Source organism: Anaeromyxobacter sp. SG66 (assembly GCF_022690805.1).
Taxonomy (GTDB): Bacteria; Myxococcota; Myxococcia; order Myxococcales; family Anaeromyxobacteraceae; genus Anaeromyxobacter; species Anaeromyxobacter soli.
On sequence record NZ_JALCZC010000059.1, the window covers coordinates 1 to 25,091 of the forward strand.

General features: G+C 74.1%; 22 protein-coding genes and 1 pseudogene. 16 read left to right on the top strand and 7 right to left on the bottom strand.

What is annotated here, in order from left to right; translation table 11 throughout:
- Nucleotides 1–113: 113 nt before the first annotated feature.
- The 10 genes from carB (at nt 114) to MNZ39_RS15580 (ending at nt 12,482) form a co-directional block, all read left to right on the top strand.
- On the top strand, nt 114–3,368 hold the full coding sequence (gene carB, locus MNZ39_RS15535; RefSeq protein ID WP_242339990.1) for a carbamoyl-phosphate synthase large subunit: 3,255 nt from the start codon (nt 114–116) through the stop codon (nt 3,366–3,368).
- 91 nt (nt 3,369–3,459) lie between these two features.
- Nucleotides 3,460–3,966 carry a transcription elongation factor GreA gene (greA, locus tag MNZ39_RS15540; protein WP_242339991.1) on the top strand — a complete coding sequence of 169 codons (507 nt, stop codon included), beginning with the start codon at nt 3,460–3,462 and terminating at the stop codon, nt 3,964–3,966.
- 26 nt (nt 3,967–3,992) lie between these two features.
- Complete coding sequence (gene recG, locus MNZ39_RS15545; protein ID WP_242339992.1) at nt 3,993–6,740, top strand: ATP-dependent DNA helicase RecG; 2,748 nt, start codon at nt 3,993–3,995, stop codon at nt 6,738–6,740.
- A gap of 57 nt (nt 6,741–6,797) precedes the next feature.
- Nucleotides 6,798–7,421, top strand: coding sequence for a protein-L-isoaspartate(D-aspartate) O-methyltransferase (locus MNZ39_RS15550; protein ID WP_308197195.1), 624 nt, complete (start codon nt 6,798–6,800; stop codon nt 7,419–7,421).
- A 19-nt stretch (nt 7,422–7,440) separates the two neighbouring features.
- The gene (locus MNZ39_RS15555; RefSeq protein WP_242339993.1) at nt 7,441–7,968 is read left to right on the top strand and encodes a hypothetical protein; all 528 of its coding nucleotides are present in this window, start codon (nt 7,441–7,443) and stop codon (nt 7,966–7,968) included.
- Nucleotides 7,969–8,026: 58 nt separating this feature from the next.
- Nucleotides 8,027–9,223 carry an aminotransferase class I/II-fold pyridoxal phosphate-dependent enzyme gene (locus MNZ39_RS15560; RefSeq protein WP_242339994.1) on the top strand — a complete coding sequence of 399 codons (1,197 nt, stop codon included), beginning with the start codon at nt 8,027–8,029 and terminating at the stop codon, nt 9,221–9,223.
- Nucleotides 9,224–9,226: 3 nt separating this feature from the next.
- Nucleotides 9,227–10,597: a threonine synthase gene (gene thrC, locus MNZ39_RS15565; protein WP_242339995.1), complete on the top strand. Its 1,371-nt coding sequence runs from the start codon at nt 9,227–9,229 to the stop codon at nt 10,595–10,597.
- A 10-nt stretch (nt 10,598–10,607) separates the two neighbouring features.
- Nucleotides 10,608–10,976, top strand: a complete 369-nt coding sequence (locus MNZ39_RS15570; protein ID WP_242339996.1) for a hypothetical protein — start codon at nt 10,608–10,610, stop codon at nt 10,974–10,976.
- A gap of 1 nt (nt 10,977) precedes the next feature.
- Nucleotides 10,978–11,631, top strand: a complete 654-nt coding sequence (gene tmk, locus MNZ39_RS15575) for a dTMP kinase (protein WP_242339997.1) — start codon at nt 10,978–10,980, stop codon at nt 11,629–11,631.
- A 104-nt stretch (nt 11,632–11,735) separates the two neighbouring features.
- Nucleotides 11,736–12,482 (top strand): molybdopterin-binding protein, encoded by a 747-nt coding sequence (locus MNZ39_RS15580; protein ID WP_242339998.1) that lies wholly within the window; start codon nt 11,736–11,738, stop codon nt 12,480–12,482.
- Nucleotides 12,483–12,543: 61 nt separating this feature from the next.
- Here the strand turns inward: MNZ39_RS15580 and MNZ39_RS15585 are convergent, their stop codons facing one another.
- Nucleotides 12,544–12,744 (bottom strand): hypothetical protein, encoded by a 201-nt coding sequence (locus MNZ39_RS15585; RefSeq protein ID WP_242339999.1) that lies wholly within the window; start codon nt 12,742–12,744, stop codon nt 12,544–12,546.
- Nucleotides 12,745–12,793: 49 nt separating this feature from the next.
- Here MNZ39_RS15585 and MNZ39_RS15590 point away from each other — a divergent pair, with 49 nt between their 5' ends.
- Nucleotides 12,794–13,609, top strand: coding sequence for a hypothetical protein (locus MNZ39_RS15590; protein WP_242340000.1), 816 nt, complete (start codon nt 12,794–12,796; stop codon nt 13,607–13,609).
- A gap of 13 nt (nt 13,610–13,622) precedes the next feature.
- Here MNZ39_RS15590 and MNZ39_RS15595 read toward each other — a convergent pair whose 3' ends face one another.
- On the bottom strand, nt 13,623–14,033 hold the full coding sequence (locus MNZ39_RS15595) for a hypothetical protein (protein ID WP_242340001.1): 411 nt from the start codon (nt 14,031–14,033) through the stop codon (nt 13,623–13,625).
- 164 nt (nt 14,034–14,197) lie between these two features.
- On the opposite strand from MNZ39_RS15595, the gene MNZ39_RS15600 reads away from it, so the two are divergent.
- Together MNZ39_RS15600 and MNZ39_RS15605 are read left to right on the top strand one after the other, a co-directional pair.
- Nucleotides 14,198–15,079: an acyl-CoA desaturase gene (locus MNZ39_RS15600; protein WP_242340002.1), complete on the top strand. Its 882-nt coding sequence runs from the start codon at nt 14,198–14,200 to the stop codon at nt 15,077–15,079.
- A gap of 92 nt (nt 15,080–15,171) precedes the next feature.
- The gene (locus MNZ39_RS15605; protein ID WP_242340003.1) at nt 15,172–16,554 is read left to right on the top strand and encodes a glucose-6-phosphate isomerase; all 1,383 of its coding nucleotides are present in this window, start codon (nt 15,172–15,174) and stop codon (nt 16,552–16,554) included.
- A gap of 65 nt (nt 16,555–16,619) precedes the next feature.
- On the opposite strand, the gene MNZ39_RS15610 is transcribed toward MNZ39_RS15605, so the two are convergent.
- On the bottom strand, nt 16,620–17,849 hold the full coding sequence (locus MNZ39_RS15610) for a lysophospholipid acyltransferase family protein (protein WP_242340004.1): 1,230 nt from the start codon (nt 17,847–17,849) through the stop codon (nt 16,620–16,622).
- Nucleotides 17,850–18,062: 213 nt separating this feature from the next.
- Between MNZ39_RS15610 and mutL the strand changes: the two genes are divergently transcribed.
- From mutL to MNZ39_RS15625, 3 genes are all read left to right on the top strand, one after another.
- Entirely contained in the window at nt 18,063–19,880 is a 1,818-nt protein-coding gene (gene mutL / locus MNZ39_RS15615) for a DNA mismatch repair endonuclease MutL (protein WP_242340005.1), read from the top strand.
- Nucleotides 19,881–20,318: 438 nt separating this feature from the next.
- A complete protein-coding gene (locus MNZ39_RS15620) occupies nt 20,319–20,486 on the top strand; it encodes a hypothetical protein (RefSeq protein WP_242340006.1) in 168 nt (55 codons plus the stop codon).
- A 57-nt stretch (nt 20,487–20,543) separates the two neighbouring features.
- Nucleotides 20,544–21,071, top strand: coding sequence for a hypothetical protein (locus MNZ39_RS15625; RefSeq protein ID WP_242340007.1), 528 nt, complete (start codon nt 20,544–20,546; stop codon nt 21,069–21,071).
- 9 nt (nt 21,072–21,080) lie between these two features.
- Here MNZ39_RS15625 and MNZ39_RS15630 read toward each other — a convergent pair whose 3' ends face one another.
- From MNZ39_RS15630 to MNZ39_RS15645, 4 genes and pseudogenes are all read right to left on the bottom strand, one after another.
- Nucleotides 21,081–21,719, bottom strand: a complete 639-nt coding sequence (locus MNZ39_RS15630) for a hypothetical protein (RefSeq protein WP_242340008.1) — start codon at nt 21,717–21,719, stop codon at nt 21,081–21,083.
- The gene (locus MNZ39_RS15635; protein WP_242340009.1) at nt 21,716–23,539 is read right to left on the bottom strand and encodes a sigma 54-interacting transcriptional regulator; all 1,824 of its coding nucleotides are present in this window, start codon (nt 23,537–23,539) and stop codon (nt 21,716–21,718) included. The genes MNZ39_RS15630 and MNZ39_RS15635 overlap by 4 nt, the downstream gene beginning before the upstream one ends.
- Nucleotides 23,540–23,576: 37 nt before the next feature.
- Nucleotides 23,577–24,419: a tol-pal system YbgF family protein gene (locus tag MNZ39_RS15640; RefSeq protein WP_242340010.1), complete on the bottom strand. Its 843-nt coding sequence runs from the start codon at nt 24,417–24,419 to the stop codon at nt 23,577–23,579.
- Nucleotides 24,416–25,091, bottom strand: a pseudogene (locus tag MNZ39_RS15645) (serine/threonine protein kinase); the annotation flags it as partial. The pseudogene MNZ39_RS15645 and the gene MNZ39_RS15640, both read right to left, overlap by 4 nt.

The window sequence follows — 25,091 nt, forward strand, 5'->3', positions numbered from 1 at the left end:
GGGGCGCCCGCGGCGGCTCCCCGGCGCCGCCGGCCGGCGCGCCGGGCGGCATGCGCCGAGGCTCGCCGACCGTGTCGAGGTCGGCCCGAGGTGTGCTAGGTTCCCCGCCCCATATGCCGCGTCGCACCGACATCCGGAAGATCATGATCGTGGGCTCCGGGCCGATCGTCATCGGCCAGGCCTGCGAGTTCGACTACTCGGGCACCCAGGCCTGCAAGGCGCTCAAGGAGGAGGGCTTCGAGATCGTCCTCCTCAACTCGAACCCCGCCACGATCATGACGGACCCGGGGTTCGCCGACCGGACCTACGTCGAGCCGATCACCCCGGAGGTCGCCGAGCAGATCCTCGCGCGCGAGAAGCCGGACGTGCTCCTCCCGACGCTCGGCGGGCAGACGGCGCTGAACCTCGCGGTCGCGCTCGCGCGGAACGGGGCGCTCGCTCGCCACGGGGTCGAGCTCATCGGCGCGCAGCTCGGGGCGATCGAGAAGGCCGAGGACCGGCTGCTCTTCAAGGACGCCATGCAGCGCGTCGGCGTCGAGCTGCCCAAGTCCGGCTACGCGACGAGCTGGGACGAGGCCCGCGCCATCGCCGAGGACATCGGCTTCCCGGTGATCATCCGCCCATCCTTCACGATGGGCGGCGAGGGGGGCGGCGTCGCCTACAACCGCGAGGAGTTCGAGCCGCTGGCGAAGCGCGCGCTCACCCTCTCCCCGACGCACACGATCCTCTGCGAGGAGTCGATCATCGGGTGGAAGGAGTACGAGCTCGAGGTGATGCGCGACAAGCACGACAACGTCGTCATCATCTGCTCGATCGAGAACTTCGACCCGATGGGCGTCCACACGGGCGACTCGATCACGGTGGCGCCCGCGCAGACGCTGACGGACAAGGAGTACCAGCGGATGCGGGACGCCGCGGTCCGCATCATCCGGGAGATCGGCGTCGAGACCGGCGGCTCGAACATCCAGTTCGGCGTGCACCCGCGCACGGGCCGGATGGTCGTCATCGAGATGAACCCGCGCGTGTCGCGCTCGTCCGCGCTCGCCTCCAAGGCGACCGGGTTCCCCATCGCCAAGATCGCCGCCAAGCTCGCCGTCGGCTACACGCTCGACGAGCTCAAGAACGACATCACCCGCTACACGCCCGCCTCCTTCGAGCCGACGATCGACTACGTCGTGACGAAGGTGCCGCGGTTCGCGTTCGAGAAGTTCAAGGGCGCCGACGACACGCTCACGACGCAGATGAAGTCGGTCGGCGAGGTCATGGCCATCGGCCGGACGTTCCAGGAGAGCCTGCAGAAGGCGCTCCGCGGGCTCGAGATCGACCGCTGCGGGCTCGAGTCGCCGCTCGGCAAGCGCCCCGGCGACGCGTACTCGGCCGACGAGGTGGAGCGCATCAAGGCGCAGGCCCGCGTGCCGCGCTCCCACCGCATCTTCTGGATCGCGGAGGGGCTCCGCGCCGGCCTGTCGGTGGACGACCTCTACGCGCTGACCTACGTCGACCCGTGGTTCCTGCGGGAGATGGCGGGGATCGTCCGCGCGGAGGCGAGGCTCGCGGAGGGCGGCCTCCCCGCCGGCGCCGAGGCGTTCCGTACCGTGAAGCGGATGGGCTTCTCGGACAAGCGCATCGCCCAGCTCGTCACCACGACCGAGAAGGCGGTGCGCGACGCGCGCTGGAAGGCGGGGGTCCGGCCGGTGTTCAAGCGGGTCGACACCTGCGCCGCCGAGTTCGAGGCCTACACGCCGTACCTGTACTCCACCTACGAGGAGGAGTGCGAGGCGGCGCCGACCGATCGCCGCAAGGTGATGATCCTCGGCGGCGGCCCGAACCGCATCGGGCAGGGCATCGAGTTCGACTACTGCTGCGTGCACGCGTCGTTCGCGCTGTCGAAGGCCGGGTACGAGACCATCATGGTCAACTGCAACCCGGAGACGGTCTCGACGGACTACGACACCTCCGACCGGCTCTACTTCGAGCCGCTCACGCTCGAGGACGTGCTCGAGATCGTCCACGTCGAGAAGCCGGAGGGGCTCATCGTCCAGTACGGCGGGCAGACGCCGCTCAAGCTCGCGGTGCCGCTCCACGAGCTGGGCGTGCCGATCTTCGGCACGACGCCCGACGCGATCGACCGGGCCGAGGACCGCGAGCGCTTCTCCGAGCTCATCGTGAAGCTCGGGCTGCGCCAGCCGGAGAACGGGGTCGCGCGCAGCGCCGGCGAGGCGTTCGCGGTCGCGCGGCGCATCGGCTACCCGGTCATGGTCCGCCCATCCTACGTGCTCGGCGGCCGCGCCATGGAGGTCGTGTACGACGACAAGGACCTCGAGACCTACCTGCGTGAGGCGGTGCAGGCCTCGAACGAGCGCCCCGTCCTCGTGGATCGCTTCCTCAAGGACGCGGCCGAGGTCGACGTGGACGTGGTCTCCGACGGCCGCGACGTGGTGGTCGGCGGCGTGATGGAGCACATCGAGGAGGCCGGCATCCACTCCGGCGACTCCGCGTGCGCCCTGCCGCCGTTCAGCCTCGCGCCCGACAAGGTCGCGGAGATCGGGCGTCAGTCCGTCGAGCTCGCGAAGGAGCTCGGCGTCGTCGGCCTCATGAACGTCCAGTTCGCCATCCAGGGCGACGACGTGTACGTCCTCGAGGTGAACCCGCGCGCGAGCCGGACCGTGCCGTTCGTCGGCAAGGCGACGGGCCTGCCGCTCGCGAAGGCGGGCTCGCTCTGCATGGTGGGCAAGAGCCTCGAGGAGGCGGGGGCGCGCGGGGCCGAGCGGCCGCGGCACGTCTCGGTCAAGGAGGCGGTCTTCCCCTTCGCGCGCTTCCCGGGGGTCGACACCATGCTCGGGCCCGAGATGCGCTCGACCGGCGAGGTCATGGGCATCGACCTCGACTTCTACCGGGCGTTCTTCAAGGCGCAGGCGGCGGCGGGCAACACGCTCCCCGGCACCGGCGCCGGGCGCCGGGCGTTCGTCTCGGTGAAGGACTCCGACAAGCCCGCCATCGTGGACGTCGCGCGGCGGCTCGTCGCCCTGGGCTTCGAGGTGCTCGCCACCGCCGGGACGAGCGCGTACCTCGGGGCGCGCGACATCCCCACCACGCTCGTCCTCAAGCTGCACGAGGGGCGCCCCTCGATCGTGGACCGCATCAAGGACGGGGACGTTCACCTCGTGTTCAACACGACGGCCGGCAAGCAGGAGATCGCCGACAGCTACTCCATCCGGCGGGAGACCCTGATGAAGGGCCTGCCCTACTTCACCACCCTGACCGGCGCCCGAGCGGCGGTGGGGGCGATGGAGGCCGCCCGCGGCGGCAGTCCGAGCGTTCGCTCGATCCAGGAGTACCACGGGGTCGGCCGGCAGGCGTCCCGTTGACAGCAAGCCGCGGGCGCTCTACTGAAAGGTCTGGAAGCGGCCGCCCCGGGCTTCTCGGGCCGGCCGCAGTCATTTTTTCGGAAGGTGGATGATGTCCGAGCGCGTCCCCATGACGAAGGGCGGCCTCCTCCGGCTCAAGGAGGAGCTCAAGCGCCTGAAGAACGTCGAGCGCCCGAAGATCGTGAAGGAGATCGCCGAGGCGCGATCCCACGGCGATCTCTCCGAGAACGCCGAGTACCACGCGGCCAAGGAGAAGCAGAGCCACATCGAGGGCCGCATCCTCCAGGTCGAGCACTGGATCGCGAGCGCCGAGGTCATCGACGTCTCGAAGCACGTCGGCGATCGCGTCGTGTTCGGCGCGACCGTGTCGCTCGAGGACTCCGACTCCGGCGATCAGGTGACCTACCGGATCGTCGGTGAGCTCGAGGCGGACCTGAAGCAGGGGCGGATCTCGGTCACGAGCCCCATCGCGCGCGCGCTCATCGGGCGCGAGGAGGGGGACACCGTGACGGTGCGCACCCCCGGCGGCGAGAAGGAGTACGAGATCCATTCCATCGCCTTCGTCGAGGAGGAGCTGCCCGCCGAGTCCGGGGAGTAGTCGGACCGCGCTGGTAGCCTCGCGCCGTGGAGCGGAGGGGCCGCCAGGGCGATGCGCCCGCCGCCGGGGAGCCGGGTCCCGGCCTCGAGGCCGCGCAGCAGGCGCTCGCGGCGCTCGTGCCGCCGCTCCGCTTCGCGGTCAAGGACGGCTTCGTCGGCGCGGCGCGCCTCAAGGGCTTCGGCGAGCTCGCGCGCGGCGCCATCGCCCGCGCCCGGGCCGCCGGCGCGCCCGATACCCCGGCGCTGCAGCGGCTCGCGGTCGAGGCCGACGGGTTCGACGCGCTCCCCCTGGACGGCCGGCGCGCCGCGCTGACGCGCATCGCGGGCGGCCTCTCCGCGCTCATCCCCGTGCCCGACGAGCTGCGCGAGGTCGCCCGGCTCGGGCGGACCGAGCTCGGGAAGAGCAGGAGGATCGCGCCCGCGGCGCCGACCTCGCCCACCGCGCGGTCCACGCCCGCCGCTCCGTCCACGCCCGCGGCTCCGTCCACGCCCGCGGCACGGACCCCGACCCCGACCCCGACCCCGACCCCGACCCCGACCCCGACCCCGACCCCGACCGCGTCCTCGTCCTCGTCCTCGTCCGCGTCCGCGTCCCCGACGACGACCGCCTCGCCCCCGCCGGCCCCCGAGCCCTGGACGGAGGCGCCTCCTCCGCGCTCGCCGGAGGAGCGCGCCGCCCGCCGCAAGCGGCTCGCGACGGCGCTCGCCGAGCTTCCCCGCGTCCACCCCGCGACGCGCGCCCAGCTCGAGGAGCGCGGGCGCACCACGGTGGAGCAGGCGCTCGAGTTCTTCCCCAAGGCCTACCAGGACCGCACGCACGTCCGGCGCGTCGCGGAGCTGCGGGCCGGCGACGAGGGGATCGTGCTCTGCACGGTGAAGCACGTCCGCGTGCAGCGCATGCGGAACGGGCGTCCGCTCCTGAAGGTCGGCGTGGCCGACGCGTCGGGCGCGCTCGAGCTCGTGTTCTTCAACCCGCCGCCGTGGCGCCTGCGGCAGTTCGCGGCGGGTGAAGGGCTCCTCTGCTCGGGCAAGGTGACCGAGGGGTTCGGCCGGCGGCTCCAGATGAGCCAGCCCGAGGTCGAGAAGCTCACGGCGGGCGACTCGGCGAGCTTCGGGCGCATCGTCCCCATCTACGCCGGCCCGGCCGACTACCAGCACCCGGCGCTGCGCAGGCTCGTGAAGCGGCTCGTCGACGAGCACGCGCCGCTCGTGGTGGACGACCTGCCGCCCGAGGTGCGGGCGCGCCGCGAGCTCCTCTCGCGGGCCGAGGCGCTGCACGACGCGCACTTCCCCCCGCCCGGCACCGACCTCGCGCTCGCCGCCGAGCGCGCCACCCCCGCCTTCCGCCGGCTCGTCTTCGAGGAGCTCTTCTTCCTGCAGCTCGCCCTCGCGCTGCGCCGGCGGGGCGTGCGCACCGAGCCTGGCATCGCGTTCGACGCCTCGCCGGCGGTGATCGCGCGCGCGCTCGAGCTCCTCCCGTTCCAGCTCACCGGCGCGCAGGCCCGGGCGCTCGACGAGATCGCCCGCGACATGGCCCGGCCCGAGCCGATGAACCGGCTGCTGCAGGGCGACGTGGGCAGCGGCAAGACCGCCGTCGCGTTCGCGGCGATGATGGTCGCCGTCCGCTCCGGCCACCAGGCCGCCCTGATGGTCCCGACGGAGCTCCTCGCCGAGCAGCACGCCCGCACGCTCGCGGGCTGGCTCGCGGGGACCGGCGTCGAGGTCGCGCTCGTCGCGGCCGCCTCGCGCGGGAAGGGGCAGAAGGAGACGCGCGCCCGGGTGGCGGACGGCACGGCCCGGATCGCGGTGGGGACCCACGCGCTCCTCGAGCAGGACGTCGCGTTCGATCGCCTCGGCCTCGTGGTCGTGGACGAGCAGCACCGCTTCGGCGTGCTGCAGCGCGCGAAGCTCATCTCGAAGGGGCGCCGCCCCGACGTGCTCGTGATGACGGCGACGCCGATCCCGCGCACGCTCGCCCTCGCGTTCTACGGCGACCTCGACCAGTCCAAGATCGGCGAGCTCCCTCCGGGCCGCACCCCGGTCGCGACGAGGGTCTACGGCGACTCGCAGCGGCGGGCCGCCTACGACGTCGCGCGGCGAGAGCTCGAGGCGGGGCAGCAGGTGTACGTGGTCTACCCGCTCGTCGCCGAGTCCGAGAAAACCGATCTCGCCGACGCGACGACGGGCGCGGAGGAGCTGCGCCGCGTCTTCGCCGGCCACGAGGTCGGGCTCCTCCACGGAAAGATGAAGGGCGACGAGAAGCAGGCCGTGATGGATCGCTTCCGGTCGGGGGCGCTCCGCGTGCTCGTCGCGACCACCGTCATCGAGGTGGGCGTGGACGTCCCGAACGCGAGCGTGATGATCGTGGAGCACGCCGAGCGCTTCGGGCTCTCCCAGCTCCACCAGCTCCGCGGGCGGGTCGGCCGGGGGGCGTCGCGGAGCCACTGCCTCCTCATCGCGCACTTCAAGCGGGTGGGCGACGAGGCGCGGGAGCGGCTCCACGCCATGGAGGAGACGCAGGACGGGTTCGAGATCGCCCGCGTGGACCTTCGCATCCGCGGCCCAGGCGAGCTCCTCGGCACGCGCCAATCGGGCCAGAAGCTCTTCGAGGTCGCCGACCTCTACCGCGACGAGGCCATCCTGGAGGAGGCGCGCGAGGACGCGTTCGCGCTCGTGGAGGCCGATCCCGAGCTGCGCCGCGCCGAGCACCGGCCGGCCGCCGAGGCGCTCGGGGAGCGCTGGTCCGGGCGGCTCTCCCTCGCGCAGATCGGCTGAGCGGCGGGCTTCGGTCTCACCGTTTCCCGGTCGTGACCGACCGTCTAGGATGGCCTCGTGAGCGCCGACCTGTCGCGCGCCCTGGAGGCGATGGGCATCCGGGATCCCGCGGTCCTGCGCGCCGTGGCCGAGGTGCCGCGCGAGCTGTTCGTGCCCCCGGACCTGCGCGGCTCGGCGGACGCGGATCACCCGCTGCCCATCGGCTTCGGCCAGACCATCTCGCAGCCGTTCGTGGTCGCCTACATGACGGAGCAGCTCCGCCTCGGCGGCCGCGAGCGCGTGCTCGAGGTCGGGACCGGCTCCGGGTACCAGACGGCGCTCCTCGCGCGGCTCGCGGCGGAGGTGTTCTCGATCGAGATCGTCCCCGCGCTCGCGGAGCGCGCGCGCGAGGTCCTGCTCGGCACGCTCGGTCTCCAGAACCTTCGCCTCCGCACCGGAGACGGCGGGGCGGGCTGGCCCGAGGCCGCGCCCTTCGAGCGGATCCTCGTGACCGCCGCCGCCCCGGAGGTGCCGCCCGCCCTCGTCGCCCAGCTCGCGCCCGGCGGCCGGATGGTGATCCCGGTGGGCGAGGCGCCCGACCTGCAGGTGCTGCGCGCCGTCGACAAGGGCAACGACGGCGCGAACGTCTGGACCGATCTCATCCCCGTCCGCTTCGTGCCGCTCACCGGCGCCGCCGGCTGATGCGCTACACTCCCCCGCGATGATCGTCTGTCCGGTGTGCGACCACTCCCAGCCCGGCGCAGGGGCGTGCGAGCTTTGCGGCGGCCCGCTCGCGCCGGAGGCCGACCTCGCCGCGGGGATGGCCGCGCTCGACGGGCTGGAGCCGACCCTCCATCCCGCCACGTGGGCGGCGGACGCGCCGCCCGTGGAGGGCCTCGAGCCGACCGCCCACGCGCCTGCCGGCGCGGTGGCGCCGCCGCCGCTCGAGCTCGAGCAGACGCGCATCGCGCCGCAGGACGTCGACGCGCCCGCGCTGGACGGCCTCGAGCGGACGGCGCAGCAGGGGCCGGACGACGGGCCGACGCCGCTCCCCGTGTTCGTCACCTGCCGCTACTGCCGGAGCCCGGCGCTCCCCGGCGAGCGGATCTGCGGCCAGTGCGGGATGCGCCTGCCGCTCGCGGGCGGGGCTTCCGGCGCGCCGGCCGCGCCGGCAGGGCACGTCTGCGGCTGCGGCGCGCTCGTCCGCGGACGCTCGTGCCCGGCGTGCGGCGCGCGGCCGCCGCCGTGAGGCTTCGCTCGCCCCCTTGAAATGCGGGGCGGCTCCCGGCAAATTGGCGGGTCCCTCCATGAAAACCTTCCACGACCCCGAGGTGTTCGCGCGCGTCAAGCGGCTCCCCACGTACGTCTTCACGATCACGGATCGGCTCCGCGACGAGGCCATCGCCCGCGGTGTGGACGTCGTGGACCTCTCGATGGGGAACCCGGACCGCGGCGCCCCGGCGCGCGTCGTCGAGCGGCTGAGGGAGGCGGCGGGGGACGCGCGCCTCCACCGCTACCTCGATCCCCGCGGCCTGCCCGAGCTCCGCGCCGCCGCCGCACGCTGGTGGAAGCGCCGGCACGGCGTCGAGGTAGACCCCGCCCGCGAGGTGCTCATCACCATCGGCTCGAAGGAGGGCATCGGCCACGCGCTGCTCGGGCTCCTCGCCGAGGGCGACGCGGTGCTCGCGCCCACGCCGACGTACCCCATCCACGCCTACGGCGCGGTGCTCGCCGGCGCGGAGACGATCCCGGTGCGCGTGGGGCCCGGGTTCGACTTCTTCGACTCGCTCGTCGAGGCGACGGAGAAGGCCGAGCGGCGCCCGAAGGGGATCGTGGTGAACTTCCCCGCGAACCCGACCGCCGCGGTCGCGACGCCCGAGCTCCTCGAGAAGATCGTCCGCTTCGCCGAGGCCCGGCACCTCTTCATCATCTCCGACCTCGCCTACGGCGACCTCGTGTTCGACGGGGGACGCGCGCCGGCGATGCTCACGATCCCGGGGGCGCGCGAGCGCACGCTCGAGTTCATGTCGCTCTCGAAGAGCTACGGGATGGCGGGGTGGCGCGTGGGGTTCTGCGCCGGGAACGCCGCGCTCGTCGCCGCGGCCGCGCGCGTGAAGAGCTACCTCGACTACGGCCTGTTCGGCCCGACCCAGCTCGCGGCGGTGACGGCGCTCGACGAGTGCGAGGAGGACGTCGTCGCGAACCGCGCGCGCTACCAGCGCCGCCGGGACGCGCTCGTCGCCGCGTTCGGTGCGGCGGGCTGGCGCATCCCGCCGCCCGCGGCGAGCATGTTCGCCTGGGCGCCCATCCCCGAGCCGTTCCGCGGGCTCGGCTCGCTCGAGTTCGCCCGCCGCCTCGTGGAGGAGGCGGGGGTCTGCGTCGCGCCGGGGGTCGGGTTCGGCGCCGCCGGCGAGGGCTTCGTCCGCATCGCGCTCGTCGAGGACGAGGCGCGCCTCGCGCTCGCCGCCGAGCGCGTCCACGGCCTGCTGCAGAAGGGGAGGTGACCTGTGTCCGCTCGGGCGTCCGCTCCGGCCCCCTCGGCCTGGTTCCGCTGCGCGGCGGGCTGCGACTTCCGCGCCGAGCTCGTCGACGTCGTCTACGAGTGCCCGCGCTGCAGCGGGCTGCTCGAGGTGGAGCACGATCGCGCGGCGCTCGCCGCGCGCTCCGGCGACGACTGGAAGGCGCTCTTCGACTCCCGCTTCAAGCTCGGCGCGTGGCCGTACGGCTCCGGCGTGTGGGGCAAGAAGGAGTGGGTCTACCCGCAGCTCGCGACCGAGAACGTCGTCTCGATGTTCGAGGGCGGCAGCCCGCTCCTGCGGGTGGACCGCTACGCCCGCGAGCTCGGCCTCGACGACGTCTGGGTGAAGGAGTGCGGCGTCACGCACACGGGCTCCTTCAAGGACCTGGGCATGACGGTGCTCGTCTCGGCGGTGAACGAGATGCGCGCCCGCGGCCAGTCGGTGCGCGCCGTCGCCTGCGCCTCGACGGGTGACACCTCCGCCGCCCTCAGCGCCTACTGCGCCGCCGCGGGGATCCCGAGCGTCGTCCTCCTGCCGCGCGGCAAGATCTCGACCGCCCAGCTCGTCCAGCCCATCTCGAACGGCGCGCTCGTGCTCGAGCTCGACACCGACTTCGACGGCTGCATGCGCGTCGTGCGGGAGCTCGCGCACACGAAGGACATCTACCTCGCGAACTCGATGAACTCGCTGCGCATCGAGGGGCAGAAGACCGCCTCCATCGAGATCGCGCAGCAGCTCGGCTGGAGCTCGCCGGACTGGATCGTGATCCCGGGCGGCAACCTCGGGAACGCGAGCGCGGTCGGGAAGGGCTTCCTGCTCATGAAGGAGCTCGGGCTCGTCGACCGGCTCCCGCGCCTCGTCGTCGCGCAGGCGGCGCAGGCGAACCCGCTGTGGCGGGCGACGAGCGGCGCGGGCGTGAGGCCGACCGCGGCGGTGGTCGTGCCCCCGGTCGCGGCGCAGCGGACGCTCGCCTCGGCGATCCAGATCGGCGCCCCCGTGTCGGCGAAGCGCGCGCTGCGCGCCCTCGAGGCGCTCGACGGCGTCGTCGAGCAGGCCACGGAGCAGGAGCTCGCGGACGCCGCGGCGCGCGCCGACCGCGCCGGGCTGTTCACCTGTCCGCACACGGGCGTCGCGCTGGCCGCGCTCGAAAAGCTCGCCGCGCGCGGCGCGATCCGCAGGGGCGAGCGGGTGGTCGTGATCTCCACCGCGCACGGGCTCAAGTTCTCGGACTTCAAGGTCGGCTACCACGACGGGACGCTGCCGGGGATCGCCTCGCCCCTCCGGAACCCGGGCGTCAAGCTCGCCGCGACGCTCGGGGCGGTCCAGGACGCGATTGCCGCCCGCTTCGGTCAGCGGTAGAAACGGCCCGATGGTGACCACCCCCGCCCAGGACCCCGCCGCGCTGCGCGCCGAGCACGACGCGCTCGCGGCGCGCCTCGAGATCCGCCGCTCGATCGACCACGTCCGGCGTGGCGCGTACGTCGGCTTCGCGGCCCTCATCGGCGTCGGTCTCGCCGTGAAGCTCGGCTGGGATCGCTGGGGGACCCCGGCGCCCGGCGTCGCGCGGAAGATCCCGACCGGACCGCCGGTGTTCTTCTACCTCGCCGTCGTGCTCGCCGCGGTCCTCGCGGTCCTCGCCGTGCGCGAGGCGCTCCGCGCGCGGCGCCTGATGCGCGACGAGGACGCGCTCTTCTCCCGCCTGCTCGCGCTCCGCGGCTTGCTGGGGCTCGATCACTGACATGCCGGCGAGGCGCGTCCGCCGCGGCCGCTTCATCGTCCTCGAGGGGCTCGACGGGGCCGGGACGACGACGCAGGCGCGTCTGCTCGGCGATCGCCTCCGCGCCGCGGGCCGGGCGGTCCACGTCACCGCCGAGCCGTCCGGAGGTCCGATCGGGAGCCTCGTCCGCCAGGCGCTGTCGCGGCGGGTCGTGGGCGGGCGGGGGGAGGGTGAGCTCGATCCCGGCGCGCTCGCGCTGCTCTTCGCCGCCGATCGCCTCGACCACGTCGCCGCCGAGATCGCCCCCAAGCTGGCGGAGGGCGTGGACGTCGTGTCGGATCGCTTCACCCTCTCGTCGCTCGCCTACCAGGGGCTGACGACCGGCGCGCTGGCCTGGGTCGAGGCGGTGAACGCCCGCGCGGCCACGCCGGACGTGACGCTCTTCCTGCGCGCCCGCGCGGCGGTGGCGTTGAAGCGGCGGCGCGCCGCGACGATGGACCCGGAGCTGTACGAGGTGTCGGACTTCCAGCGAGCGGTGGCCCGGAGCTACGACCGCGGCATCGCGCTGCTCCGCGCCGCGGGACAGCACGTGGTGGAGCTCGACGGCGAGGCGCCGGTGGAGGCCGTGGCGGACGCGGTCTGGGCCGCGGTCGAGAAGCTCCGCTCCGGCCGCTGACGCGGGCCGGGCACCCGCCGTTCGGCCCCGAGGCGGCCCCCGCGGTCGCGCCGCGCCCCGTCGCGCGATTTGCGGATCTCGCGCGCGCCCTCTACTTAGATGGGATGCCCGGTCCCACGGCGATCCTCGTCGTCATCGGCAACGAGGTGCTCTCCGCGGAGGTGCAGGACGAGAACGGCCCCTGGGCCGCGCGCCGCCTGCGCGATCTCGGCGTGCAGCTCGACGCCATCCTGACCCTCCCGGACCGCGTGGACGACGTCGTCGACGCCGTGGACCGCGCCCGTCGCCGCGCCACCTGGGTGTTCACCTCGGGCGGGGTCGGCCCTACCCACGACGACGTGACGGTCCCGGCCGTGGCGCGCGCCCTCGGGCGCCGGCTCGTGCGCTCGGACGCGCTGGTCGAGAGCCTCCGCGCGATGCACCGCCGCCATCACGACGGGGCGGAGCCGCCCGAGGCGACGCTGCGCATGGCGGACGTGCCCGAGGGGACGCGCCTGCTCGGAGACCCGTCGTTCCCGACCCTCGCGGTGGAGAACGTCGTCATGCTCCCGGGCGTGCCGCAGTTCTTCCGCTGGCAGTTCGACCGGATCGCGCACCTGCTCGCGGCCGATCCGTTCCACCTCGCGTGCGTCTTCCTCTCGCTCGGGGAGGACGAGATCGCGCCGGCGCTCGCGCGCGTCGCGGAGGCACACCCGGCGGTGGAGATCGGCAGCTACCCGCGCTTCGACGAAGCCGATCACCGCGTGAAGGTGACGATCGAGGCGAAGGACGGGACGCGGGTGGACGCGGCGCTGGCGGAGCTGCTCGCGGCGCTCCCCGACGGCGCGGTGGTCCGGACGGAGCCCGGGTGAGGCCGCGCAGGCGCCGCGCCCACGGAGGACGGGCCGCGCGCCGCGGCGGGCCGGGCCCCGCTCAGAGCTCGAAGCGATCGATCTTGCCGGCCTTCTGCAGGACCTCGAGCGCGCCGAGCGTCGCCTTCTCCTTGTCGTTGCCCTGGATCTTGACGACGAGCGGCGACGCGGCGGGCGGGTACACCGCGACGGCCCAGCTGTCGCCGAGATCCTTGTCCACCACGACCCGGCACTCCATGCTTCCGATGAACGCGCGTGCCATGCGGGATCACTCCTTCAGAGTGCGCGCAAGATATCCCGAAAGGCAGCCGATGAGAAACGTCCGCTTCGTCCTCCTGCTCGCCCTCGCCGCGTGCTCCTCCGGCGCGCGCCTGCCGCGCTCCGCGCAGGGCGAGACGGTGATCGAGATCCGCGGCGCCGTCGACGGGGGGCCTTACGCGGTCGGTGAGAAGGACCTCGCCGCGCTCCCCCGCCGCGCCGTGCGCGGCGTCGACCCGGTCTCCGGCCGCGAGGCGCTCTGGGAGGGCACCCCGCTCGCGCTGCTCGTCTCGGAGCGCGCCGCGCCGAAGAAGGGGACGGACACCGTCATCGTGCGCACCACCGAGGGCACGGCCGTCCCCATCCCGCTCACCCTGATCCGCCAGCTGCGGCCGGTGGTCGCGGACCGGGCCGACGGCGCGCCGATCGCGATGCGCGTCCTCGCGTGGCCCAACCTGGAGCAGGCGGGGCTCACCACGGATCCCCGGCAGGCCTCCTGGTGGGCGCACGGGGTTCGCGCGCTCGAGATCGTCTTCTGGCAGAAGACGCTCGGGACGGCGCTCGCCGCGCCCCCGGGCGCCTCCGACCGGGCCCGGCTCGGGTCGGGCGAGTTCGGCGCGCGCTGCGTCGCCTGTCACCGGCTGCGGACCGCCGGCGGGGAGCGCGGGCCGGATCTCACGGCGGTCGCGGAGCGGCTGTCGCACGACCGTTTCCGGGAGCTGATGCGTAGCCATCCGGCCCGCACCGATGGGATCGAGCCGCCGGGAGCCGAGGCGAGCGAGGATCTCTGGGCGTTCCTGCGGGCCGTGGCCGCGGCGGGCGAGGGCGGAGCGGCTGCGCCGTCCACCTCCTCCGCGTCGGCGCCGTGAGGAAAAAGGGCGGCTAGACAGCCCAGATGAAGCCGATGCGGACGCCGACGAGCTCGGCGATCTGCTTCGCGATCTGCTTCCCGTCGCGCCCCGCCACCCAGCGCGGGATGACGACGTGGAACTCGCCCCCGGTGAGCTCCGCGGCGGAGGCGAAGAGCTGCCACCGGCTCGCGACGTCCTCGAGCGTCACCGGACCGGGTGAGAGCACGTCGAGGAACACCGGCTTCGGGGCGTCGCAGAAGAGCGCCGGGCGGTGATCGCGCATCGCGCCGTGGATCACCTCGGGCTGGTCCCAGCCCGGGAGATCGGCCCGAACCCCCGAGTAGCCCGCGAGCGGGAGCGTCTCGGCCATGAGGCGGATGAACGCCTCCTTCTGGACGTCGTTCGCCGCCTCGACCGTCGTGGGGGTCTCGAGCATCTCCATGGCGCAGCCAGGCGGTCGGAAGGAGCTCCCCGCCGGTCCCCGGCCCTCCCACACGAAGGGTGGTCCTCGATCCAGCATGGCGCATCCCCCGCGCTCCGCCGCGGGGCGGGCCACCGTGCGCGCGGTGACCCGCCCATGACGGCCGCTCGCCAGATCGCCCGGAGATGACGACCACGCCTCCCCGGAACCTCGACGCGATCCACTGGGGTCACTCCCTCCCGTTCTTCGCGGTCCATGCGGCCGCCCTCGCGACGCCCTTCCTCGCGCCCGTCGAGGGCCGCTACATCGCCCTCGCCGTCGGTCTCTACCTCCTCCGGATGTTCGGCGTGACGGCCGGGTACCACCGTTACTTCTCGCACCGCGCGTTCCGCACGTCGCGCCCCTTCCAGCTCGCCCTGGCGGTGCTCGGCGCGTCGGCCGTCCAGAAGGGGCCGCTCTGGTGGGCCGCCCACCACCGGGACCACCACCGGTACTCCGACGGCCCCGAGGACGTGCACTCGCCGCTCGAGCGCGGCTTCTGGTGGAGCCACGTCGGCTGGATCCTGGCGCGCCGCTACGACGCGACGAAGCTCGAGCGGGTGAAGGACCTCGCCGTCTACCCCGAGCTCCGCGTCCTCGACCGCTGGCACCTCGCCGTGCCGCTCGCCCTCGGGGGCGGCCTCCTCCTGGCGGGCGGGCTGCCGGCGTTCCTCTGGGGCTTCTGCGTCTCGACGGTGCTCCTGTGGCACGGGACGTTCGCCATCAACTCGCTCGCCCACGTGTTCGGCCGCCGGCGCTACGAGACGGGGGACGGCTCCCGGAACAGCCTCCTGCTCGCGCTCCTCACGCTCGGGGAGGGGTGGCACAACAACCACCACTTCTACCCGTCGACGGCGCACCAGGGCTTCTTCTGGTGGGAGATCGACGTCTCCTTCTACGCGCTCCGGCTCCTCTCCGCGGTCGGCCTGGTGCGCGACCTCCGGATGGCGCCGGACCGCGTCCGCTTCGCCCACCGCACGGCCGCGGGGGCGGCGCCCCGCTCCGCCGCAGTCCCGGATCCGGGCTGAGGGCCGTCGGACACCGTCGGGGCCCCCGCGCCGCGAGTCCTCGCCAGCGCGGCGGACCGTCGCTAGAGTGGCGGCGCACCGGGAGGGAACCCATGGATCGCCTGTCACTCGACGTGAACGGCTGCTTCGACGCCGCCGCCGACGGCCTCGGCGCGGACGCGCTCGACGCGCTCGCGCCCGCCGCGGCGGCCGCCTTCGACGGGTTCGAGGCGCGGCGCCGCTCGGGCGAGCTCGGCTTCGCCGACCTGCCGCGGGACGCGGCCACGGCCGACGCGAGCGCCGCGCTCGCGCGCGATCTCGCCGCCCGGTTCGAGAACCTCGTCGTGCTCGGGATCGGCGGCAGCTCCCTCGGCGGCCGCGCCATCCTCTCGGCGCTCACGCACCCCTTCCACAACCTCCTGCCGCGCGACCGGCGCGGCGCCATGCGCGTCTTCTTCCCGGACAACTCGGACCCCGCCACCTTCGAGGCGCTCCTCGGCACGCTCGAGCTCGAGGAGACCTGCTTCGCCACCATCACGAAGTCCGGCGGTACCGCCGAGACCATGGCGCAGCACCTCGTCCTGCGGGAGCGCTGCATCGCCCGGTTCGGCGAGGAGGGGTACCGCGCGCGCTGCGTCCTCGTGACCGACCCGGCGAAGGGCGCCCTCCGCGCCATCGCCGACGCGGAGGGGCTGCGGGCGCTGCCGGTGCCCGCGAGCGTGGGCGGCCGCTTCAGCGCGCTCAGCGCAGTGGGGCTCCTGCCGGCCGCCGCGGGCGGGGTCGACCTCACCGCGCTCCTCGCGGGGGCGGCCGCGATGGAGGCGCGCTGCCGCTCCGGCGCGCTGCGCGAGAACCCGGCGCTCCTCTACGCCGGCGTGCTGCACCTCATGGACCGGCAAAAGGGGCGGCGGATCCACGTGCTCATGCCCTACGCGGACGGGCTGCGCGACACGGGCGACTGGTTCGTGCAGCTCTGGGCGGAGTCGCTCGGGAAGCGCCCCGAGGTCGGCCCGACGCCGTTCCGCGCGGTGGGCGCCACCGACCAGCACTCCTCGATGCAGCTCATGATGGAGGGGCCGCACGACAAGGTCGTGACGTTCGTGCGGGTCGTCCAGCCGCGGGCCGACGTGTCGATCCCGATGCCCGAGACGTACCGCCCGCATGGAGAGATCGCGTACCTCGACGGCCACACGATGGGCGAGCTCATCGAGGCGGAGCGGCGCGCGACCGAGGCCGCGCTGCGCAAGGCGGGGCGCCCCACAGTCTCGATCCAGCTCCCGCGCCTCGACGCGCGGGCCATGGGAGAGCTCCTGATGCTCCTCGAGCTCGCCACCGCGTACGCGGGCGGCCTGTACGGGGTGAACGCGTTCGACCAGCCCGGGGTGGAGGCCGGCAAGCGCTACGCCCAGGGGCTCCTCGGCCGGCCTGGCTACGAGCAGGCCCGCGACGAGCTGCTCGCGCGGGCCCACACCGACCCCGCCCTCGTCCTCGGCTAGACGCGAGCTGGAGCTCGCCGGCGCCGGCGTTCGTCCGCGGTCGACGCGGCCCCGAAAGCCGCCGGTCAGAGGAACACGGAGCGACGCGCGGCCAGATCCTCGTCGAGCATCGCCTGGAGCGTCGACCGCACGCGCTCGGTGAGGGCGCTCACCGTCGAGGGATCGTGCACCGCGTCCGGGCCCGCGCCGCCCAGGTCGATCGGATCGCCGAACCGGAGCGACCAGCGCGAAGGGAGCGGCACGAGGCCGGCCGCGCCGACCCGGAGCGAGTCGAGGGGCAGGGCAGGGAGGCCGAGCGCCGCCCCGAGCCAGCCCGGCCGCGAGATGGCCGGGGAGGCTTCCTCGCTGCCCACGATGGCGCACGGGATGATGGGCGCGCCGGTGCGGAGCGCGAGCTTCACGAAGCCGCCGCGGCCGAACCGCTCGATGCAGTAGCGCTCGCCCCACGCCTTCCGCGCGACCGCGCTCCCCTCGGGGAAGACGCCGAGGAGCCCCCCGTCCCGCAGGATGCGCTCTGCGGGCTCGGGCGCGGCACGGATCGCCCCGAGGCGGATCGCCAGCGCACCGAACACGGGCAGCCCGGCCTCGCGATCGTCGAGGAGGGGACGGAGGTCTCGCCGGGCGGGGTGGTCGCGGTGGAGCGCGTGCCGGAGCACGAGCGCGTCCCACGGCACGGCCCCTGCGTGGTTCGCGACGATGATGGCGGCGCCGGCCGGCGGCACGCGGTCGAGGCCGCGCGCCTCGGTGCGCCACCAGGTCGCGTACAGCAGGTCGAGGAGCGGCTGCGCTCGCTCGTGGAAGCGCGCGTCGAGCCCGTACCGGTCGAGCCGCTCGGGCGGCTCGAGCAGGCGCGCCAGGTCGATCGCGCTCCCGAGCGCGTGCTTCACGCGCGGCAACAGACGGGCGAGCGTCTCCCTCAGCTCCCCGGCGGCCGACGCGAGCCCCGCGCGGCCGGCGACGTCGGCGAGCCGGTGCTCGAGCCCCTCGAGCGTGCTCTCGACGCGGTGCTCCAGCGCGCCGAGCCGATCGGCGGCGGCGCGGAGCCGCGCGGCGTCGGGGGAGGGGGCCTGAGGTGCGGTCGGAGTCGAGGTCGCGGTCGAGGTCGAGGTCGGGGTCGCGGCCGAGGTCGCGGCCGCGGTCGGGGTCGGGGTCGGGGTCGGGGTCGGGGTCGGGGTCGGGGTCGGGGTCGGGGTCGGGGTCGGGGTCGGGGTCAATCCGCTCACCCCGGCGCGCGCCACCGCGGGCGCCGGCTCGCGCGGCGCGGCGCCCCGCGCGAACGGGTCGTTCCCCAGCACCGGATGCGTGGTCTTGGGCTTGGGCTTGGGCGCGGGACGTGCGCGTGCCTCGGGCCTCGTCGCGCGCGTGCGCTTCCCGGCTCCCGTTCGGCCTCGGCTCTTCCCTCCCGCCATCGCGCACCTCATAGACGGGTGTACCCACGCTCGTCAAACGGACGGACGGGGACGGGCCACCCGGCACCGCGGGTCCGGGCGGTGTGGTACGACACCGCGATGCCGCGCATCCAGGTCCTTCCGCCCGGGCTCGTGAACCAGATCGCCGCGGGCGAGGTGGTGGAGCGCCCGGCGTCCATCGTGAAGGAGCTCGTCGAGAACGCGCTCGACGCCGGCGCGACCTCCGTCGCGATCGACGTGGAGGAGGGCGGCCTCGCGCTGGTGCGGGTCGCCGACGACGGGTGCGGGATGACGAGCGAGGACGCCCACCTCGCGCTCGAGCGGCACGCCACGTCGAAGCTGCGGGACGCCGCCGGCCTCGCGGCCATCGCGACGATGGGGTTCCGCGGCGAGGCGCTGCCGGCGATCGCGTCGGTGGCGCGGTTCCGGCTCGACACCGCAGCGGCGGAGGACGGCGCCGGGACCCGGCTCGAGATCGAGGGCGGCGCGCGCGTCGCGGCGGGCCCCGTCGCGCGTCCGCGCGGCACTACCATCGAGGTGCGGGACCTCTTCTTCAACACCCCGGCGCGCCGCAAGTTCATGCGCGCACCGCCGACCGAGGCCGGCCACGTCAGCGAGGCGGTGGTGCGCCTCGCCCTCGCGCGCCCGGACGTCGGGTTCACGCTGCGATCCGCCGGGCGGCTCGTCCTCGGCGCTCGCGCCGGTGCGGAGCTCGCCGATCGCGCCGCGCAGGCGCTCGGCCGCGACGCGCACCGGCACCTCGTGCCGGTGGACGCCGCGCGCGGCCCGGTCCGGGTGCGCGGGCTCGTGTGCTCACCCGATCACTCGGAGGCGACCGGGCGCGCGCTCTATCTCTTCGTGAACGGTCGCTACATCCGCGACCGGGGGGCCGCTCACGCGGTGCTCCGCGCGTTCGCCGGGACGCTGCCGCCGGGGCGGCACCCCGCGGGCGTGCTGTTCGTGGAGCTGCCCCTCGACCGCGTCGACGTGAACGTGCACCCGCAGAAGCTGGAGGTGCGGTTCGCGGAGGCGCGCGAGGTGTACGACGCCCTGTTCCACGCGATCGCCGGCACGCTCCGCACCGCCCCCTGGCTCGCACACGGCCGCGGCGCGGCGGGCACGGGGGCCGCCACCACGCCCCACGCGCTCGTGCCCTCCGGCGACGGGATCGCGGGCGGCGAGGAGACGGCGGCGGTGCTCGCCTGGGCGCGAGAGGCCCACGCGCCGGAGGGGAGCGGCGCGCTCGTCGCGCCCCCGAGGCCGGCGCCGGGCACCACGGCCGCGTTCGCGTTTCCGATCTCGGACGAGACGGGCACGGCGCGGCCTGGCGGGTACTTCGCCTCGCTCCGCTACGTGGGGCAGCACGCGCGGACCTACCTCCTGTGCGAGGCCCCGGGCGGGACGCTCGTCGTCATCGATCAGCACGCGAGCCATGAGCGGCTCCTGTTCCACCGCCTGCGCGAGGCATTCCGGACAAGGCAGCTCCCCGTGCAGCCGTTCCTGCTGCCTCAGGTCGTGACGCTCCCTCCCGCGGTCGCCCGGGCGCTCGAGGGCGGGCTCGCCGAGCTCGGCCGGCTGGGGTTCGACGTCGAGCCCTTCGGCGGCGATAGCTTCGCCGTGAAGGGCACCCCGGCCGCGCTCGCCGGCGTCGACCTCGAGGGGCTGCTCCTCGATCTCGCGGGTCAGCTCGAGCTCGTGGGGACCGGCAGCGCCGTGGACGAGGCGCTGCACGATCTGCTCGCCACGATGGCCTGCCACGCCGCCGTCCGCGCGAACCAGGACGTCGCGCCGGAGGAGGCGCGCGCCCTGCTCGACGGGCTCGACGCCATCGACTTCAAGGCGCGCTGCCCCCACGGACGGCCGGTGGTCTTCGAGCTCCCGCTCTCGGAGCTCGAGCGGCGGGTCGGTCGACGCTGAAGGAAGAGGAAAAGGGCAGCTCTCGGCGCCGTCTTCGGCGTTGTACGAGCGACGGTGAAAGCGACCGCGCCGAGAGCTCCCAAGTGGACGCCCGGCTGCCGGCTCGGAGTGCGGGGGGGGTGACCCCAAGCCGATGCGAACGTCCTGGCGGGATGACTTTCAATCGACGTGCCCACTCGGGTTCTGAAAATATGTCCCACGATCCCGAGATGTTCCGGATCGGGGCTGAAAAGCATCCAGTCCGGACCTTTCAGGGTTGAAAGCATTCGATTCAAAACTGCAATGCGCCTCACCCTCGACCGGCAGGCTGTAAATTCGTCGCCCCAGGGGGCGGCAAAGTTCACGGCTTCCGCGCTCGCCCGAAGGGGCTCCCCGGGGATTCTCTTGCAGATTGGAGAGGTTCCCCGCGGGCCGACGCGGCGCCGTCCGGCACCGCCGATGCAATCCACCCGCTGCGTGCAGGGCGCGATCACAGGCAGGGACGTGCTGTTCCACTCCGTCACCATCGTGCGGCTGTTCGGTCCCGTCTTCTACGTGCGGTGCCTGCGGGCGATGTGGAGCGGGCGCCCGTGCACGTTCCTCGAGGTGCTCGCAGGTCATCAGTAGCCGCCGCCGGCGCCCAAACACTCGACGCGGCGTCGCCCGTTTGGCAGAGTCCCGCGCGTGCCGCGGGACCCCCGCTACAAGCCGTACCGGACGGCGCTCTGGCTGCTCTACTTCGCCGTCATCGCCCTCGCGCTCGCGGTGGTGATGACGAGCGTCGTGCGAAACCTGCGCGGACCCCACCGGCCCCCCGCGACGGGCGCGCTCCCGACGCGCGCCGCGCTGCGGGTGTGCGTGACGGAGCTCGAGGCGCTGCACGCCGAGCAGAACGAGCGGGCCTGGCGCCTCGGGGACGAGGTCGGCGAGAAGGACGCCATCCAGCGCTGGGAGATCTGGGCGCGGGAGTGGGAGCAGCGCGTGGACGATCTCGCCGAGCGCTGCCGGCTCGACGCGGCGGATCCGGATCCGCAGGGCTTCGGCGGGCGCAAGGAGCTCGCGCACGCCCGCGACGCGGTGCTCGAGCTCCACCGGGCCTACCGGGCGCAGGTGAACCGGTTCGCTCAGGAGGAGGCGAACCTCGCCCACCAGGCCGCGGCCTCGCTGCACGAGGCGCGCGAGGCGCTCGCGCGGCCGCCGGAGCGGCGGTGAGCTCCCCGCTCAGCCGGCCGGGACCACGGGCGGCGCCGGGCAGGTGACGCAGCCCGCGCCCGTGCAGCCGTCCGGGGAGGGCGGCACCGTCAAGAACACCCAGCGATAGACCTGGACCTCGAACCCGAGCTTCGGCTTGCGATACGCGGACGTGGCGGTCGCGACGTCGGCGTTGGGATCGAAGCCGTTCGACACCACGAGCTCCACGACGTGGAGGGCGCCCGCGGTGCCGGCCGCGGCGCTGCCGCCTGCGCTCGGGTACTGGTAGGCGGGGAACTGGAACGCGGGGGTCTCGCGCAGCGTGGGGTCGACGGTCCCGTCGCCCGGGGCGAGGATGTCGTTGGCCTGCTGGACTGCGAGGCTCGGGCGGTTCGTCGGGTCGTAGTTCACGAACCAGCGCGCCACGACCGCCTCGTTGGTGATGGCGTCGCGGAGCGTCGCGCCGAGCGGGAAGACGGGCTCGCGCGGGCAGCCCGCCGGGACGCGCACGATCGACTCCGGCTGGAGCACCGCGCGGACGGTGTCGTCGACCACGATGCGCGGCGGCGTCACCGGCTGGCCCTCGGGGTAATCGGGCAGGGGCTGCGGCAGCGGGCACCCCGAGAGGACCACGGCCGCGATCGCGGCCGCCCTGGCGGTTCTCCTCACGCGTCGTCCTCCTCGTCGGGCGGGAGCTTCTGGCCGCGCCGCTCGGCCTCGAGCTTCTCCAGGTGCCGGAAGATGGTCCGCGGATCGACGCCGAGATCCTTGGCCGTCTTGGTGCGGTTGCCCTGGTTCCGCTCGAGCACCTCGTTGATGTAGCGCTTCTGGAACTCCTCCTTCGCGGCGACGAGCGGGAGGATGGGCTCGAGGTTCTCCGGCCGCAGGTCGAGGTCCTCCGCCGACACGAGCGCCTTGTCGGCGAGGACGACCGCCTTCTTGAGGCGGTTCTCGAGCTCGCGGATGTTCCCCGGCCAGGCGTACTTCCGCATCGCGACCACCGCGCTCGGCGCGAACCCGCGCACCTTCGCGCCGAAGTCCTTCGCGTACTTCTGCAGGAAGTACTTCGCGAGCACGACGAGGTCCTCGCCGCGCTCGCGGAGGGGCGGCAGGAGGATGGAGACCACGTTGAGGCGGTAGTAGAGGTCCTCCCGGAACGTGCCCTTGCGGATCTCCTCCTCGAGCACCTTGTTCGTCGCGGCGACCACGCGGAGGTCCACCGGCTCCGGGCGCGTGTCGCCGACCTTCGTCACCGAGCGCTCCTGGAGCGCGCGCAGGAGCTTCACCTGCAGCGCGGCCGGCATCTCGCCCACCTCGTCGAGGAACAGGGTCCCGCCGTGCGCCGCCTGGAACTTGCCGGGCCGGGTGGCGATGGCGCCCGTGAACGCGCCGCGCACGTGGCCGAACAGCTCCGACTCGAGGAGCGCCTCGGGGATCGCCCCGCAGTTCACCGCGACGAACGGGCCGCTCCCCCGCCCGCTGCGGCGGTGGATCTCGCGGGCGACGACCTCCTTGCCGGTGCCGGTCTCGCCCGAGACGAGCACGCTGATGTCCGTCCCGGCGACCTTCTCGATGCGCCGGAACACCTCCCGCATCGACGCCCCCGAGCCGATGAGCTCGCCGTACTGCTTCGAGCTCACCGCCTCGCGCAGGGCCACGTTCTCGCGCCGCAGCGAGTCGAGCAGCATGCCGTTCTGCACGAGCAGCGACGCCTGGGCGGCGAACACGGTGAGCGCCTCGAGCGCGCGGTCGTCGAAGAGCGAGACCACGCTGTCGTTCCCGAGGTAGATGACGCCGCAGACGTCGCCCTTCTGCATGAGCGGCGCGCACATCACCGAGCAGAGCTTCAGGTTCACGACCGAGGTCGAGCCGGACCACTCGGAGTCGTGCAGGGCGTCGGCGACCACGATCGGCCGGCGCGTGTCGATGACGCGCTGGATGATCGAGTCGGAGACCCGCGCCATCGCGCCCTCGATGGTCTCGCGCGCCACGTTCCGCGCCGCCCGGACGGTCATCTCGCCGTCCTCGAACAGGATGAGGAAGCCCTTGTCGGCGTGGGTCACCTCGAGCAGGGCGTCGATGAGCTCGTCGAGGAGCCGGGCGAGGTCGTTCGCGCCGAGCAGCCGCTCCGAGAACCGGACCAGCGTCTCGAGGGCCAGGAGCCGCTGGCCGGAGCTCGGGCCCGGGCGGGCGGGGGCCGCGCGGGGGGCGGGGTCGAACACGAGCTCGGTCCCCGCGACGCGGATCCGGTCCCCGGGGCCGAGCCGCCACGCCGCGCGCCGCTTGCCGTTCACGGTCATGTCCGCGCCGTCGTGCGCGGCGGCGTTGTACTCGCGACCGTCCCAGTGGATGTGCACCGCCGTGCGCGGCATGCCGGGATCGGGCACCGCCACGTCGTTCTCCACGTCGCGCCCGACGCTCGTGATGCGCTTCACGAGCGCGATCTCGCGCTCCACGCCGTCCGGGCTCTTCACGATGAGCGTTGCCACGATCGACTTGCCTCAGTTCCGAATCGTCATCGGTCCCTCAGAACGCCCACTCCAGCTTGACCGACCCGGCGCCGCCACCGGGCGAGACCTCGGTCTCGACGATGGGCACGAAGTGCTTGTGCGCGTCCCACACCCCGTACGCGTAGAGCGCCCAGAACAGGCCGGCGGACACGTACTTCACCGCCTCGACGCGGCCGAGCAGCACGCGGTCCGAGTCGGAGTACGGCGGCCGCGAGCAGCCCGGCTGGCCGGAGATGCAGGAGCGGGTGCGGTCCTCGGCGAGCTGGTTGTGGAAGATGATCGCGGAGAGGTTCACGACGCCGGCCACGATCTGGCCGGCCGCGATGGCGGTCCCCTTCGCGCGATCGCCGTTCTGGAACTGGCCCGCGCCGAGCGGCATCCAGTTGAACAGGTACAGGCGCTCCTGGACGCGCACGACCTTCGTCGGCGGCCCGGTGCGCGCCTGCTCCTCCGCCAGCAGCCGCCGCTTCGCCTCGTCCGCGAGCCGCTCCTGCTCTCGCAGCGCGCGGCGCCGCTCGCGCAGCGGCGCGAGCGCGGGCTCGTGCTCCCGCTTCACGCGGTCGAAGAACTCGACGATGGGCGGCGGGACGAGGAACGGGTCGAGCGCGTAGTCGGGATCGTGGGAGAGGAGGTTCACGAACGCCGCGCGCGCCTGGGCCTGATCGCCGAGGTGGTACTCGGAGATGCCGAGGATGCGGTAGGCGTCGATGGCCTCGTCCTCGCTGAGCGAGGGGCCCGTGGCGAGGTAGCGCCGGAGCGTGCCGGCCGCGTCCGCGTAGGCGCCGAACTCGAAGCGGTCCTTCGCGCGCTTCAGCTCCGGCGGGGCCGTGAGCACGAGCGCGATGAGGAGGGGGATCACGGCGTCACGGCTCCGTCGGAGTGGGGCGCGCTCGCGGGGCCCGCGCCGGGCTCCGGCGCGCCGGAGGGCGGGGGCGGCTGCCGCGCCGCCGTCGGGGCGGCGACGATCACCTCGCCCCCGGCCCGCAGCTTCACCTGAACGTCGCGCATCGCCGCGCCGGCCGCCTCGAGGCCGATCCGGGCGGGCGCCTCGTAGGGGCTGTCCGCCCCGGAAGGCACCGGGATCGCGAACGAGGCGCGCTGCGAGTCGCCCGCGGTGCCGACGAGCTTGCCGTCCACGTACACGCGCGTCGCCGGGTCTCCCTCGACGCGCAGCCGGGCCGGGCGTGGCGTGAGCGGCACCCGCAGCTCGCCGAGGCGCTGCGCCTCCTCGGCGGTGATCTCCCGGACGAACGGCGTGCAGCAGGCGTGCTCGATCTGGATGACGTGGGTGCGGCCCGGCGCGACCGAGAAGCGGACGAGCTGCTCCCCGCGCGCCACCTCGATCCCGTCGAGCAGCGCGCGCTGCGCGTACGGCCGGACGTGCACCGACAGCGAGGCGGGAGGGCCCGAGGCGCTCTCCCGCGCGCGCGGCGAGGGCGCACCGGCGCGGCCACCCCGCGGCCGGTGGGCCGCGTGAGCCTCGCCGGCGGGCGCGGCGCCTTCCGCGGGGCGCGCCTCGGGGTCGGCCACG

What these genes read in the sequence shown, in the direction of transcription:
- carB (WP_242339990.1), top strand. Translation starts at nt 114, where the DNA reads ATGCCGCGTCGCACCGACATCCGGAAGATCATGATCGTGGGCTCCGGG.
- greA (WP_242339991.1), top strand. Translation starts at nt 3,460, where the DNA reads ATGTCCGAGCGCGTCCCCATGACGAAGGGCGGCCTCCTCCGGCTCAAG.
- MNZ39_RS15555 (WP_242339993.1), top strand. Translation starts at nt 7,441, where the DNA reads ATGATCGTCTGTCCGGTGTGCGACCACTCCCAGCCCGGCGCAGGGGCG.
- MNZ39_RS15560 (WP_242339994.1), top strand. Translation starts at nt 8,027, where the DNA reads ATGAAAACCTTCCACGACCCCGAGGTGTTCGCGCGCGTCAAGCGGCTC.
- MNZ39_RS15570 (WP_242339996.1), top strand. Translation starts at nt 10,608, where the DNA reads ATGGTGACCACCCCCGCCCAGGACCCCGCCGCGCTGCGCGCCGAGCAC.
- tmk (WP_242339997.1), top strand. Translation starts at nt 10,978, where the DNA reads ATGCCGGCGAGGCGCGTCCGCCGCGGCCGCTTCATCGTCCTCGAGGGG.
- MNZ39_RS15580 (WP_242339998.1), top strand. Translation starts at nt 11,736, where the DNA reads ATGCCCGGTCCCACGGCGATCCTCGTCGTCATCGGCAACGAGGTGCTC.
- MNZ39_RS15585 (WP_242339999.1), bottom strand. Translation starts at nt 12,744, where the DNA reads ATGGCACGCGCGTTCATCGGAAGCATGGAGTGCCGGGTCGTGGTGGAC.
- MNZ39_RS15590 (WP_242340000.1), top strand. Translation starts at nt 12,794, where the DNA reads ATGAGAAACGTCCGCTTCGTCCTCCTGCTCGCCCTCGCCGCGTGCTCC.
- MNZ39_RS15595 (WP_242340001.1), bottom strand. Translation starts at nt 14,033, where the DNA reads ATGGAGATGCTCGAGACCCCCACGACGGTCGAGGCGGCGAACGACGTC.
- MNZ39_RS15600 (WP_242340002.1), top strand. Translation starts at nt 14,198, where the DNA reads ATGACGACCACGCCTCCCCGGAACCTCGACGCGATCCACTGGGGTCAC.
- MNZ39_RS15605 (WP_242340003.1), top strand. Translation starts at nt 15,172, where the DNA reads ATGGATCGCCTGTCACTCGACGTGAACGGCTGCTTCGACGCCGCCGCC.
- mutL (WP_242340005.1), top strand. Translation starts at nt 18,063, where the DNA reads ATGCCGCGCATCCAGGTCCTTCCGCCCGGGCTCGTGAACCAGATCGCC.
- MNZ39_RS15620 (WP_242340006.1), top strand. Translation starts at nt 20,319, where the DNA reads ATGCAATCCACCCGCTGCGTGCAGGGCGCGATCACAGGCAGGGACGTG.